The 13,361-nt window shown below is 44.4% G+C and carries 14 protein-coding genes; 10 read left to right on the forward strand and 4 right to left on the reverse strand.

The features are described from left to right. Positions 1–10: 10 nt before the first annotated feature. Positions 11–1,369, reverse strand: coding sequence for an aldehyde dehydrogenase (locus NSS92_RS15785; protein WP_340869150.1), 1,359 nt, complete (start codon positions 1,367–1,369; stop codon positions 11–13). A 170-nt stretch (positions 1,370–1,539) separates the two neighbouring features. Here NSS92_RS15785 and NSS92_RS15790 point away from each other — a divergent pair, with 170 nt between their 5' ends. From NSS92_RS15790 to NSS92_RS15800, 3 genes are all read left to right on the forward strand, one after another. Continuing rightward, a complete protein-coding gene (locus tag NSS92_RS15790) occupies positions 1,540–1,872 on the forward strand; it encodes a YwdI family protein (RefSeq protein ID WP_267586895.1) in 333 nt (110 codons plus the stop codon). Positions 1,873–1,905: 33 nt separating this feature from the next. Then, the gene (locus NSS92_RS15795; RefSeq protein ID WP_041115438.1) at positions 1,906–3,213 is read left to right on the forward strand and encodes a purine/pyrimidine permease; all 1,308 of its coding nucleotides are present in this window, start codon (positions 1,906–1,908) and stop codon (positions 3,211–3,213) included. A gap of 70 nt (positions 3,214–3,283) precedes the next feature. After that, positions 3,284–3,655 (forward strand): DUF423 domain-containing protein, encoded by a 372-nt coding sequence (locus tag NSS92_RS15800; RefSeq protein WP_025093833.1) that lies wholly within the window; start codon positions 3,284–3,286, stop codon positions 3,653–3,655. A 41-nt stretch (positions 3,656–3,696) separates the two neighbouring features. On the opposite strand, the gene NSS92_RS15805 is transcribed toward NSS92_RS15800, so the two are convergent. The 3 genes from NSS92_RS15805 to NSS92_RS15815 all read right to left on the reverse strand — a co-directional run bounded on the left by NSS92_RS15805 (position 3,697) and on the right by NSS92_RS15815 (position 6,032). Further along, positions 3,697–4,314, reverse strand: coding sequence for a cupin domain-containing protein (locus tag NSS92_RS15805; protein ID WP_267586893.1), 618 nt, complete (start codon positions 4,312–4,314; stop codon positions 3,697–3,699). 133 nt (positions 4,315–4,447) lie between these two features. Continuing rightward, positions 4,448–4,978 carry a spore coat protein GerQ gene (gerQ, locus tag NSS92_RS15810; protein ID WP_212039586.1) on the reverse strand — a complete coding sequence of 177 codons (531 nt, stop codon included), beginning with the start codon at positions 4,976–4,978 and terminating at the stop codon, positions 4,448–4,450. A gap of 388 nt (positions 4,979–5,366) precedes the next feature. Next, a complete protein-coding gene (locus NSS92_RS15815) occupies positions 5,367–6,032 on the reverse strand; it encodes a YIP1 family protein (protein WP_267587106.1) in 666 nt (221 codons plus the stop codon). Positions 6,033–6,216: 184 nt separating this feature from the next. Between NSS92_RS15815 and NSS92_RS15820 the strand changes: the two genes are divergently transcribed. From NSS92_RS15820 to NSS92_RS15850, 7 genes are read left to right on the forward strand one after another with little or no spacing between them, the layout of a single operon-like run. Beyond that, positions 6,217–6,987 (forward strand): glycosyltransferase family 2 protein, encoded by a 771-nt coding sequence (locus NSS92_RS15820; protein ID WP_340869159.1) that lies wholly within the window; start codon positions 6,217–6,219, stop codon positions 6,985–6,987. 6 nt (positions 6,988–6,993) lie between these two features. Then, on the forward strand, positions 6,994–8,406 hold the full coding sequence (locus NSS92_RS15825) for a capsular polysaccharide export protein, LipB/KpsS family (protein ID WP_340869161.1): 1,413 nt from the start codon (positions 6,994–6,996) through the stop codon (positions 8,404–8,406). Between the two features lie 21 nt (positions 8,407–8,427). Further along, positions 8,428–9,606, forward strand: coding sequence for a DegT/DnrJ/EryC1/StrS family aminotransferase (locus tag NSS92_RS15830; RefSeq protein ID WP_340869163.1), 1,179 nt, complete (start codon positions 8,428–8,430; stop codon positions 9,604–9,606). Then, the gene (locus NSS92_RS15835; protein ID WP_267586889.1) at positions 9,603–10,478 is read left to right on the forward strand and encodes a GNAT family N-acetyltransferase; all 876 of its coding nucleotides are present in this window, start codon (positions 9,603–9,605) and stop codon (positions 10,476–10,478) included. The genes NSS92_RS15830 and NSS92_RS15835 overlap by 4 nt, the downstream gene beginning before the upstream one ends. A gap of 1 nt (position 10,479) precedes the next feature. Next, positions 10,480–11,604: an N-acetylneuraminate synthase family protein gene (locus NSS92_RS15840; RefSeq protein WP_340869165.1), complete on the forward strand. Its 1,125-nt coding sequence runs from the start codon at positions 10,480–10,482 to the stop codon at positions 11,602–11,604. Next, positions 11,594–12,334 carry a glycosyltransferase family protein gene (locus NSS92_RS15845; protein ID WP_340869167.1) on the forward strand — a complete coding sequence of 247 codons (741 nt, stop codon included), beginning with the start codon at positions 11,594–11,596 and terminating at the stop codon, positions 12,332–12,334. Before NSS92_RS15840 ends, NSS92_RS15845 begins: the two co-directional genes overlap by 11 nt. Then, the gene (locus NSS92_RS15850; RefSeq protein WP_340869170.1) at positions 12,331–13,359 is read left to right on the forward strand and encodes a PseG/SpsG family protein; all 1,029 of its coding nucleotides are present in this window, start codon (positions 12,331–12,333) and stop codon (positions 13,357–13,359) included. The genes NSS92_RS15845 and NSS92_RS15850 overlap by 4 nt, the downstream gene beginning before the upstream one ends. The last annotated feature ends 2 nt before the right edge of the window (positions 13,360–13,361 follow it).

Consider the following 13,361-nt stretch of genomic DNA (forward strand, 5'->3'; position numbering starts at 1 on the left):
TTCGTCCTGTTTATTTTAAAAATTTGCGGACCAAGTCGAGTCCGTTTTTCGCATTTGGATAACGGAAGGAAAAATCGAAGCGATTGGTTTGGCGCAGGACGCTTTTTTCATGCGTAAAAGTAAAGAAGCTTTCCTTCCCGTGATATCGTCCCATGCCGCTTTCGCCGACGCCTCCGAATGGCAGGTAAGGGGTAGCGACATGCATAAGCGTGTCATTGATACATCCTCCGCCAAATGAGAGGTTGTCTAGAATATAGGATTCTGTTTCTTTCCTTGTCGTAAATAAGTAAAGTGCAAGCGGCTTTGGCCTTGCTTTGATCATATGAACTGCCTCATGCAGAGAATCAAAGGTCATGACAGGCAGAATCGGTCCGAAAATTTCCTCCTGCATGACAGGATCTTCCCATGTGATGTGGTCTAAAATGGTCGGAGCGATTTTGAGCTCCTGTTCATTGCGCTGTCCACCTGTGACGATCGTTCCATTTGAGAGAAATTGTGTAAGCCTGTCAAAATGACGCTGACTGACATTTTTTCCAAAGTGGGGATGTGTTTCGGGATGTTCACCATAAAAATCACGGATACAGGCAGTCATTTCTCGCAAAAGTTCCTCTTTGATGGATTCATGAACGAGCAAATAGTCTGGTGCAATGCAGGTTTGCCCTGCATTGGTGAATTTTCCAAAGGTGATCCGCTTCGCTGCCAGCTTGATGTCGGCATCAGGCATGACGATGCAGGGACTTTTTCCGCCAAGCTCAAGTGTGACAGGGGTCAAATGCTTTGCGGCGGCTTCCATGACGACTTTGCCAACTGCCACACTTCCAGTAAAGAAGATATAATCAAAGGGCAGTTTCAGCAGCTCTGTACTGACATCAACACCGCCCTCTACGACAGCCGCATGGTCTTCTTGAAATACATGTTTCATGATAGTGCTGATCACTTGTGAGACTGCTGGCGTCAGCTCAGACGGTTTTAAAATCACGGCATTTCCCGCAGATATCGCGCCGACTAATGGAGAAAGGGCTAATTGGAAAGGATAGTTCCAAGGAGCAATGATGAGCACATTTCCATAAGGTTCCTTGATGATCATGCTTTTTGATCCGATATGAGTCAGGGGTGTTTTCACGCGTGTTGGCTTCGCCCATTTGTGAAGGTGTTTGATGGTATGATTGATTTCTTCATACACCATCCCGATCTCTGTTGTATAGGCTTCCTGTTCGGATTTATGTAAATCATGGGCTAAGGCCTGTAAAATATCCTTTTCATGCTGTTTGATTGCTGCTTTTAAGTCTTGAAGAATGCGGATGCGTTCTTGAACCGCCGGCTTCTGAAAGACTTTTTGTTTCTGAAATAGAGCAGTGAGCTTGTCCATTATTTAATCCTTTCATAGACGATTTTGTTCCTTTTATTATGTGTGAATGAAGATGACTGGTCAAATAAGAGAGGCGTGAGCGCACTGCTTTGAAAAAATGAACCCATTTGGTTTGTTCATTTGGTAAAATAATGTTGAAAAGAGATTTTTTTAGATTGGAGGGTCTACCCTTGAATATTCATATATCAAGTCTGCTTCAAAAAATGGAGGAAGCGGTTCAAAAAGCAAAACAAAGTGGAAATGATGAAGAGGTGAAACGTCAAGTGGCGGCCATTTCTTCACTATGTGATGTCATTCTCGACGCACCTTCACAGGTGCAGATGCCGCAGTCGCCGGCCATCTCACCACCTCCATCGATACATACACCATCAGCACCATCTGTGTCTACAGATCAAGCCATGCTGGAGAAACTAATGGGCACAAGTGGTGCGAAGAAATTTCAGCAAAATGATGAGGGGCAAAAAGAGAAGGATGGGAACGGCGACTCTATTTTTGATTTTTAATGGTCTTGTCACGACAAAGGGAAGGTGATCGGTTTGAAACTATTTTTGGGCGCCATTCAGTGGATGGCATTTTTTATCGCAGCTTCTATTGCCGTACCAATTGCGATTGCACAAGCATTTGAATTGAACCAAGTGCAATCGGCGGAGCTGATTCAAAGTACTTTCTTTTCACTTGGTCTTGTGGCGATGGTGCAGTGTTTATGCGGCCATATGCTGCCGATCAATGAAAGTCCAGCAGGGCTTTGGTGGGGTGTGTATACCCTTTATGCCGGCATGACAGGTACAATTTTTGCGACGTATCCTGAAACCCTGCAAGCATTACAAGGGGCTTTAATTTTTAGTGCTGTTTTCTTTTTTATTTTTAGTCTATTTAAAATCATCAATTGGCTCGCGTCTTTATTTACGCCAGTCGTTACAGGCATTTATCTGCTGCTGCTTGTTGTGCAGCTAAGTCAGCCAATCATGAAAGGGCTGATGGGCATCGGCTATCGGGGAAATCAGGTGGATGGGCTTGTCTTTTGCTTATCGATCTTGATTATTATCCTCACCTTCATGATCAGCCGATCAAAATGGCATTACTTGAGGCAGTTTTCTGTGTTATTCGCACTTGCAGGCGGATGGCTGTTATTCGCTCTACTCGGATTGGCGAAGCCGGTTCGAATTCCAGAACAAATCATCGAGTTTCCGAAGCTGTTTCCATTCGGCATGCCGGTCTTTGACAGTGGATTGCTTGTCACGTCCTTTTTTATAACGATTTTACTCATTGTGAACATGCTGGCAAGTATTCGAATTGTGGAAAGCTCAGTGAAGGCATTTGGTGAACTGCGTGAGCGGAAGAGAGCACGCCCTGCTGGTTTTGTCGCAGCATTTGGTCATTTACTAAGCGGGCTCATCGGTGCGATTGCGCCTGTACCTATTTCGGGGGCAGCAGGATTTATCCAGACAACGAAAATTCCATCGAGAAAGCCATTTTTCATAGGAAGTCTGCTCATTGTACTCATTAGTTTATTCCCGCTGCTCATGAGCTTTTTCTCCGCATTGCCATCACCTGTGGGGCTTGCTGTAAACTTTGTGGTCTTCTCTTCTATGATTGGGATTGCGATGTCGGAGTTTGATCAGTATGAGAAAGAAGAAGTCCCGCGGATTCGCTTTGTCCTTGGGATTGCCGTTTTAGCAGGCGTAGGGGCGATGTTTGTGCCTCAGGGAGCCTTGAAAGGCATGCATCCTGTGCTCATTTCATTATTAAGCAACGGTCTTGTTCTAGGCACGCTCATTGCGATCGTGGTCGACCAAGTCTTGTTACGAAAGAAAAAGAAATCCGACAATCTCGTGTCAACGTAATGGGAAAGTTGAATGTCGCCCTTCACCCGCGCTATGATAAACATAATTGACGAGATAAGGAGAATGACGAATGAAACTATTTTTCATTTTAGGTGCTATTAACGCCATGCTTGCTGTTGGACTTGGAGCCTTCGGTGCGCACGGTCTGGAAGGAAAAATCCCTGAAAAATATATAGAAATATGGAATAAAGGTGTTCAATATCAGATGTTCCATGCCATTGGCTTATTTGTTGTCGCTTTTCTTGCAGATAAGCTGTCAGGTGTCTCCTTGGTTCCTGCCGCTGGCTGGGTGATGCTTGCAGGCATCCTTTTCTTCTCAGGAAGCCTTTATGTGCTGGCATTGACTCAGGTGAAGATTCTAGGTGCCATTACCCCCATTGGCGGAGTGGCGTTTATCGCCTCTTGGATTATGCTTGTCATTGCAGCAGCAAAAAATTTATAAGCCAAAAAACCGATGCCCCTATGAGAGCATCGGTTTTTTTCTTAACTCCAGTAAGGGGTATAGTTGGGCGGTGCTTGATAATAAGGGACGTAGTGAGATGGAGGGACAGGATGCGTTTGAGACTCTTCCTCCCGGTGGCAAAATGGTCCGATAAACACGCTTGGTTTTACCGGCTTTATCGCCTGCTTCCACTGTGTTTCGTTCATGCAATAAGTATGGGCCATGATGTGAGAAGGTGTGAGGGTGAGAAGGTCTGAGCCTAGGATCACTTCAGGTGTAGATGCGTTAAAAATGGCTAACAAATGAGTTCTGTCTTGGAGAGCGACTTCATAGTGCCACCAGCCTTGAGGCACGTTTGCTACCTGTCCAGGTGTGATGGTGTAGGTGTGCAGTTTTTTTGTAAATGGATTCAGTATCGATACGGCAGCAGAACCGGCTATACAATAAACAAGCTCTGCGGCATTTTGATGATAATGAGGCTCTACGACTTTGCTTTTACTCAAATATATATCCAGCAGGGACACTCGATCCAACGAGTTTAATTGTTTTTTTCCTAACACATTAATCAGGTTATGCTGATCGTATTTCACAAGGGGGCTTTGACTCAGATCGTATGAAAATTTGACATTTGGTGATGTATAATCCAGCTCAACAGTCATTGATGTCACCTCTAGGCTTTTGATAAAAACTACTAGGCATCTTATGAGCAGCGCCCCAGAGGTGTGACAAAAACCTAGACAAAAGAAAAAAGCAAGGGCGCCTGCTCCTTGCTTTTGCGATATGTGGCGTTATCTACCTCGGAGAATACGTAGACATGGAGTATGGATAGTCGTATTGAATTTCCCCATCAAACGTAATGTAATCAAGATAGATCGTTAATAGTAAGTATCGTGTTCCTGTCTTGTTATCACTAATGATAATGTGGTCACGTCCTGCAGCTTCAATGACGCCTCTAAAAATCTTCGAATTCCATTCTTTGCTTGCCTCAAATGTCATATAAATCGTGGCTACCTTGCCGCGGTTCAATCGTAAAATATTTTCAATATAGGACTGCTCGATTGGCAGCTGACCAGTGACATTCTGCTGATAAATCGGTCCAGAAGGAATCTGATAAGGCTGACCGCCGCCCTGCGTTCCCTGGCCTCCTTGTGAAGTGCCGGTAGACGGCATTGGCGAAAACCCCTGCTGCATTTGACCCTGCGTTTGGGGAGGGACTGAATAACCCATCTGCTGCGCAGGATACGGATTTGCTCCATATTGTTGCTGGCGAAAATCTTGACCTTCGAAACCCGAACCTTGCCCAAATTGATTTTTCAATTTCATAACGTTCCTCCTCTTTCCTCATGGTGTTCTAAACAGAAGGCGCTAAAGCACCTGTTGTTTCCATAGCATTCTTTCTCTCTTTCACACTATGAGACAGGAGGGGAGAATATGTACATTGACCGAAAAAAAGGAACTGCTATGCAATTCCTCAGCGTGTAGACAAACCTTCGCATCCGTTGTCAGTCCTGCGCGCTGGTGCTCACGAATGTCAAATTCGCTCCGCTCCAGTGCTCAAACTTCCTAGACTTCAAAGGTTTTCTATCACGCTGAAAAGAAGACAAAGGGCTAAAATAAAGACCATTTTAGCCCTTTGTCAGCAATCTGAGGAACTGCTCTACAGTTCCTAAAGTGTAGACAAACCTTCGCATTCTATCGGTACTCGTTCTTTTTACGTGATCCAGTTTACAGCGTGCTGAATATCAAATAAAAGTGTCATGATGAGAAAAAACGCGGCGAGCGGTGTGATCACAATGATGAAGGCTTGCCATAATCTGAGCTTCATCACAGCGACAATGCCTAAAACAGCCATTCCAAATATCCACGTCTTTGCATATGCTTCCGTAAGAGGTAAAAGATTGAGATAATACCATACTTCATAATGCTGATCTAAATATGGTGAGACTTTAACAAACGTATACGGACCGAGCATCCCAACTGTGAAAATCCAAGTAAGTGAAAATAAAGCAGAAGGGAAAAAAACCGTCAGTGTGCAGGCTTTGAGTATATCTCGATACGCCGACTGGCAGCCGAAAAAGAGACGGCCTAACCATTTGATCAGGAGGACACCGAAAAATAGAATCATATTGCCTGCCAAAATACCATATCCCGCTCCTTGTAACAGAATAAAAGGGAATGGAATATGATTGCCCATATACTCGCTAAAATACCCTTCGTAGATCCAGCCCGTACCGGCGATACTTGCAAGGAGCATCATCAGCCAAATTGGAATATTGGAATGTCGATATGAGCGAATAATCGTTTTTGTCGCGACGAAAATTTTAAAAAATCGAAAAAATCCTTTTACTTCCTCTTCTTGGGAGTGATCATTCTTCATAGCTTCCAATGTTCTTTACTCCTTTAATACACACAAATGATTACTTATATTACCAAAAAATTCGCATTTTTCAAAGATAGATCAATAAAAAAATACAATTTTATAAAAAATAGGTCACTCTACAGTCTCTTTAAGAGGAGACACATATGATAAACATAGTTTGAAAGAGACCGAGGTGAAAACTTTGACAAAAGTAACTGTCATTATGACGAGCTACAACAAGGCGGCTTACGTCGGCAGATCGATTGAAGCGGTCTTGAAGCAGACGCTGTCAGACTTTGAACTTTTTATCATGGATGATGGATCAAACGAAAAAACCCTAGCTGCGATTGAACCGTTTCGCAAAGATCCCCGTGTTCATTTTATCCAAAGCGGTGTCAAAACGCTGGAAGAGAGAACAGCGAAAACTCGCTACGCCGTGCTGATTAATCAAGCATTAGAACTGGCAAAGGGCGAGTATATTTCCTATGCCACAGATGACAATGTCTACGCCTCGAACCGTTTAGAGAAGCTCACTCATTATCTAGATGCCCGCCCAGGTGAAGATATTGTCTATTCCAGTTCTAAAGTGATCTATTTAAATAGCAAAAAAGAGCCAGTGAAGGAAACAATTCGGCCAGCGCAAACAGTGCAATGGAATGCCCCCTGTGCCATAGATCATTGCTCGGTCGTACATCGTGCATCCATTTTATCAAAAATTCATGCTGAATTTGGGTCTTACTGGGACGAGAGTCCGCATTTTTATCGAATAGGGGATGCCCGTTTCTTTTTTCGGTTAAATCATTTTTATCCGTTCTATCCCTTTGATGAAATATTAGATACAAATTACATCACAGAACAGTCAATTCATTATCAGCTGGCAGAAGAAGAGAAAAGTGCCTTTATTCAAGCACTTCCCGAGCAGTCTACCTGCTGGGAGCTACGCAGTATATTAAAACAAAGAAATGGGAGGTGACCTGAAGTGTCGCACTATATTCATCATTATTGGCAAGTGTACTTTGAGTATGTGAATCTGATGAAGGATTTGTCCTACAAGCAAATTCCTCTTGGGTTGATCAGTAATTTTTATCAATATATCAGTCCAGAAGTGAGGGAACGCATGGAAGATGAAGTGTTCGGTCAAGAACTGACAACCGCTTGTCCATTACCGGAAGAGATTCAGCCATTTTTTGATCAGCATAAGCAGCAGATCAAGCGGATCGCTTATCGTCCTGCGAATGGAAAGGTATTGCTTCACTTTGAACACCTGCGTTTTACTGAACAAAATTACACGCGGTTCCATCCAAACCAAACGGTGGTGCTCGCTCGCTGGAAGAAGGCGGATTATTTCGGATTACCTGTCATCAGTAAGCCGGAATTAGCCGGAGAGGTTAATAAAGAAGCCCATGCTGAATATATTGAAAAAGCAAATGTTCTCCTTAAACCTTACGCTCACCACCCTGTCTTTGGCAATGTCTTTTTTAGAGAAAAACTGCGGAAGGACATTGTGCAATTTATCGATGTCATTGACCAGACAGAAGTGCTATTTCAGATGCAGCCGATTGCAGCTGTCATTGTTGGAACGACGGAGGATGCTTACAGCCGAGTACTCGCTTTGCAAACAGTGAAACGCCAGCTTACGAGTATCTGTCTTCAGCACGGCGCGCTTATGGGAGACGAAGCCTTTTTACCGATTTTCACGACTTGCCATGGGGTGTTTGGAAAGTATGAAAAGGACTGGTATGTAGACAAAGGCTGTCAGCCGGAACAGGTGGAGATCACAGGTCATCCGAGATTTGATTTGGTGAAGGAGCGAACGCCGCTTCAACAGGATCTCATTTTTCGTAAATTGAACTTCAGTCCGGCTAAAAAGACTGTGCTTGTGGCAACGCAGCCGTTTTCTGAGGCCTTCTATGGCGATGTTCTTAAAACGATCGCCAAACGGAAAGACATTCAGCTGATCATGAAGCCGCATCCTTGGGAAATTGCCCGAAATCGATTAAACGACTATGTGTCTATTGAACGAGCGGGGAATCATGTGAGATTGATAAAAAAAGAAATCGACCTGTATGATCTGCTGCCATATGTGGATATCGTGATTACGCTCACATCAACAGTTGGTCTTGAAGCCATGCTTTTTGAAAAGAGTGTGCTGATCGGGAAAATGACAGAAGGCAGAAGATACCCATATTACGAGTCGCTTGGCAGCTATCATATGGAAAACCCTGTTGAACTAGCTGAGAAAGCCATTCGTATTTTGTCGGATGAACAAGAGATGAAACTGGCAAAACAGCAAGGAGCTCAATTCATTAAACAACATTATCCGCATGCGCGATCGACCGATGTTCTGCTTTCTCTGCTTAAAACAAAAACAGGTGTAGATTTTCAGAGATGAAGATAGGGGTGTGCAAGCGATATGGAAAAAAAGAGAGAACAATTTCTTCCGTATGCTCTGCCTTTCATTGAGCAGGAAGAAATTGATGAAGTCATTGGAACATTAAAGTCCGGCTGGCTGTCAACTGGACCAAAAGTAAGACAGTTTGAAGAAGAATTTCAGCAGCTGACCGGTGCAAAACATGCGATCGCTGTCAATTCATGTACGGCTGCTTTATTTTTAGCCTTAAAAGCTAAAGGGATTGGGAATGGGGATGAGGTGATTACAACGCCTCTGACATTTTGCGCAACAGCCAATACGATCATTCATACAGGGGCAGCTCCTGTATTTGTCGATATTGACCCAGCGACACTCAACCTCGATGCAGAGAAACTAGAAGCGGCCATTACACCACATACAAAAGCGATTGTCCCTGTTCATTTTGCTGGTCAATCGTGTGATATGGACCGGATTTTAGCGATTGCCAAAAAGTATGATCTATTTGTACTTGAAGATGCTGCCCATGCTCTTTACACAACGTACCATGGTCAGCCAATTGGATCGATTGGTGATGCGACCGCTTTTAGCTTTTATGCAACGAAAAACCTAGCGACTGGTGAAGGCGGTATGCTGACAACAAATGATGATGCGCTTGCGGCTCGAATTAGAAGACTAGCGCTCCATGGGATGAGCAAGGGAGCGTGGAATCGTTATGGAGAAAAAGGAACGTGGTATTACGAGGTCGAGGAACCAGGCTATAAAATGAACATGTTTGACGTGCAGGCATCGTTAGGGCTTGTTCAGCTAAGCCGCCTGGATGACATGCAGGCACGGAGAGAACAGATTGCGAAAGCATACAATCAGGCTTTTCAAAAAGAAGCGGGTCTGATTCTGCCGCCTGTGCATCAAGAAGGAAGACATGCATGGCATTTGTATGTACTGCAAGTGAATCCAAAAGAAGCATTCATCACGCGTGATGAACTGATTGATCAGCTGCAAAAGGAATATAAAATCGGCACGAGTGTTCACTTTATCCCTGTTCACTTGCATCCATACTATCAACAAACGTATCACTATTCACCAGAGGATTTCCCTGAGTCACTCGCATACTACAAGCAGACGCTCTCACTGCCGCTCTATCCGAGTATGACAGATGAAGATGTGCAGGATGTTATCACAGCGGTGTTGTCTATTTTAAAAGAACAGAAGGCATCATTATGAAGGTCGTTCATGCTGTAGATGATCAGGTGCTGGCCGCTTGGCTGGAGAAATACGGCCAACAAGCGGAACAAATGAACGGCTTCAAGCAGTTTGCTCTTGTCAATGGCGCCCAGCTCAAGGCAGTCCTGTTATATGAATGGTCAAAATGGGAAAGCGGCATTTTTGATCAGCATATTTTTCATGTGAAGTTTGTGGACGCGGAGTCGGCGTCTGCTTTTCAAGAATTGATGGAGCGTTTCATCAATTGGATGAGAACAGAAAAATGCGATTTTTTCTTTTTACGTCTTGAAGCGTCTGATCATGAAAAAAACCGCATCGTCCAAAGGCTGTCACATGTGTACTATGTGGGCGGTCTCACTCGTCTTGAGGCGCCGCCTGTTCAAATGGAGATACCATCTACAGGTGAAGATGTGGTCATCAGTCTGCCGGATGAAAAGGATTACGATGAGGCGGTGTCACTTGCTCATCAGGCTTTTATGAAAAGCCGGTATGCACTTGATCCTTTTTTAGATCAGAATGCCGTCCAGCATTTCTTTCAGGAATGGATGAGAAACAATTTACTCGGACGTGCAGATATCAATCTCGCAGCAAAGGTGAACGATGAAGTCATTGGTTTGATTCAAGGGGTGACAAAGGGCAATGAACTGGTACTTGATTTATTGTCCATTAGACCGGATGCACAAGGAAAAGGGATCGGAAAAAAGCTGGTTATGGCGGTGATAAACGCCTCTTATGAGAGAGGGCATCGGTTTATGTCTGCAGGAACTCAGATGCATAACACAACCGCGATTCAGCTGTACGAAAAGCTGGGCTTTAGAACAAAAAATGCCTTCTTGTATTACCATGTGTGGCCGAAAAAAGGAGAGAGGTAAGATGGCGCATTTCTATATCGGAGATCGCAAAGTGGGGGATGGTGCGCCTGTCTTTATCATTGCAGAGGCAGGCATTAACCATGATGGAAAGCTAGATCAGGCGCTTGCTTTAATTGATGTGGCAAAAGAAGCAGGTGCCGATGCAGTGAAGTTTCAAATGTTTCAAGCTGATCGGATGTATCAAAAGGAACCGGGTTTGTACGAAACAGCCAAGGGAGAAGAGGTGTCGATTTTTTCTTTAGTGGAACAAATGGAGCTGCCGCCAGAATGGCTCCCGGTGTTATTGACACGTTGTGAGGAAAAAGGGCTGATATTTTTAAGCACAGTGTGTGACGAAGAATCTGCGGATCTATTGAATCAAACCGATCCGCCGGCTTTCAAACTGGCATCCTATGAAATCAATCATTTGCCTCTTATGCGTTACACGGCATCTTTTCAAAAGCCCATCATTTTCTCAACAGCCGGGGCAACCATTTCAGATGTCCATGAAGCATATGAGGCGATTACAAGCGTGCAAAATCAACAGGTTGCTATCATGCATTGCGTAGCAAAGTATCCAGCACCTAGAGCTTACACGAACCTGCGTGTGCTTCAAACCTTAGCTGCGGCATTTCCCGAGGCAGTCATTGGCTTTTCTGATCATAGTGAGCATCCAACTGAAGCTCCTGTGGCCGCTGTGAAGCTTGGGGCAGCAATCATTGAAAAGCACTTCACAGTCGATAAAACGTTACCTGGGGCTGATCATTCCTTTGCTCTTGATCCTGAAGAATTGAAGGAAATGGTTCAGCATATTCGAGCGGCAGAAAAGCAGCGGAATCTAACAGAAGCTGACACTCATTCAGTGCCAGAGGAGCTCCTTGGCAGTTCTTATAAAACGACAACAGCCATTGAAGGCAAGATTCGTGAATTTGCGTATCGAGGCATTTTTACGACAAAAGGCATTGCAAAGGGCGAGACATTGACCGCAGAAAATCTAGCCGTGTTACGTCCAGGCCAAAAAAGCCAAGGTCTGCATCCGCGGTATATGGCGGTTTTACTTGGTGCAAAGGCTGTCAGAGATATCCCAGCCCATACAGGGGTTTCGTGGAAAGATGTACTCGTGCAGGAGACGTCAAATGATCAATGATGTGCTCTTTGTCATACAGGCGAGAATGGGTTCAACAAGGCTGCCAAAAAAGGTGATGAAACCGATCGGCGGTATGGCGCTGATCGACCTGATTGTTGAACGGGTAAAGCAATCAGCTCATTACAATCACAAAACGCAGAACCTCATGATCGCCACAACAGTTGAGGCAGAAGATGATCTGCTGGCTCATTACTGCTTATCAAAGGGCTATAAAGTATTTCGTGGCAGTGAGACGGATGTACTGCAGCGATTTGCGCAGATTGTCCGTCATTTTGAACCGCAAACCATTGTGCGTTTAACGGGAGATAACCCATTTATAGATCCGGCCCTTTTGTCGAAAATGCTTGAAAAACATAGACAAGAGAAGGCTGATTACACGTATACGACTGGAACACCACTCGGTATTTCCGGGGAAATGATCGACGCACCGATTTTAAGTGAAATCGACAATTTTCCCCTTACGCAGCCAGAGCGTGAGCATGTCACGCTCTATATTAGAAAGCATCCTGAGCAATTTCATCTGCAATTATTCACACCGCCCAAAGAACTTGCATATCCTGCTTATCGATTCACGATTGATACAGAAGAAGATTATGTGTTTGCGACCCGTTTACTAGAGAAAGCTGGCGGCTCCATTGCTGTGCCTGCGGCTGAGCTCATCACCATTTGCGAACAAGACCCTGATATTGTTCGGTTGAATCAATTTGTGAAACAGAAGGATGCTGAATGAACAAGAAAATCATGATTGTTGTGTATGGTGGTTTTTTAAGAGGGATGGGGCATGTCGTCAGAATGAAACGGCTGGCAAATCAACTGCTTCAAGAAGGAAACGACTTATATTTCTATACAAATGAACAGATCTGTGTAGAAATGCTCTCAGATCCAGATTGGCACGTTCATTTGGTGCAGGAGTCGAAGGCATTCCTTCAGATGGAGCAGGACATAAAAGAGCTGAATCCTGCTCTTCTGCTGATTGATGTACTTGATTGTGACCTTCAATTTCTTCGATTGGTCAAAGCGTCCTCCGGCTCTGCAAGGCTGGTTTTATTCGAAGAAAAAAGAGCAGAAGCCTGTCAGCTTGCCGATGCTGTCGTGAACGGCATTTATGGTGGTCTGGATGAAAAGCACATGCAAGTAGATGGGACAGAATATTTTTATGGAACACCTTATTTATTGTTAGATCAAGAGATAAGCCGATTAAAAGACACATATGAGGTTCGAAAAGAATGCAAAAAGGTGGTCATCAGCCTTGGGGGCAGTGACCCGCGCGGATTGTTATCAAAGGCTGTATCAGCACTCCTCGAAGCGGACCACTTACACATTTTAGCGGTTACAGGAAAAGCCTCCCGCATCGAAGAACAAATAGAGGCTGAGCATATTCAATTCATTCGTCATACAGATCAATTACCTGCGCGTCTCTCGGAAGCTGATCTGGCAATAGTTGCTGGCGGGATGACATTATACGAGTCAGTTTGTATCGGAGTGCCAAGTATTGTCCTTTCACAAGTAGACCACCAAGCAGTGACAGCCGCTCGTTTTGCGCAAAAGGGAGCCTGCCACCATCTTGGATTAGGTGAACTTGTGGATGAAAAAGATATACGATGTGCTGTGGAAAGACTGTCCAGCAGCTACTTTCTCCGCAGGAGCATCCATCTCAATGGACGGACACTCATTGATGGAAAAGGAACTGAACGAGTGAAAAACATTCTTATACACCTCATGAATCATCACCAAAAAGAACATAAGGATGTGTAGAT

It is taken from the genome of Bacillus sp. FSL M8-0166 (assembly GCF_038008825.1).
Classification (GTDB): Bacteria; Bacillota; Bacilli; order Bacillales; family Bacillaceae; genus Bacillus; species Bacillus safensis.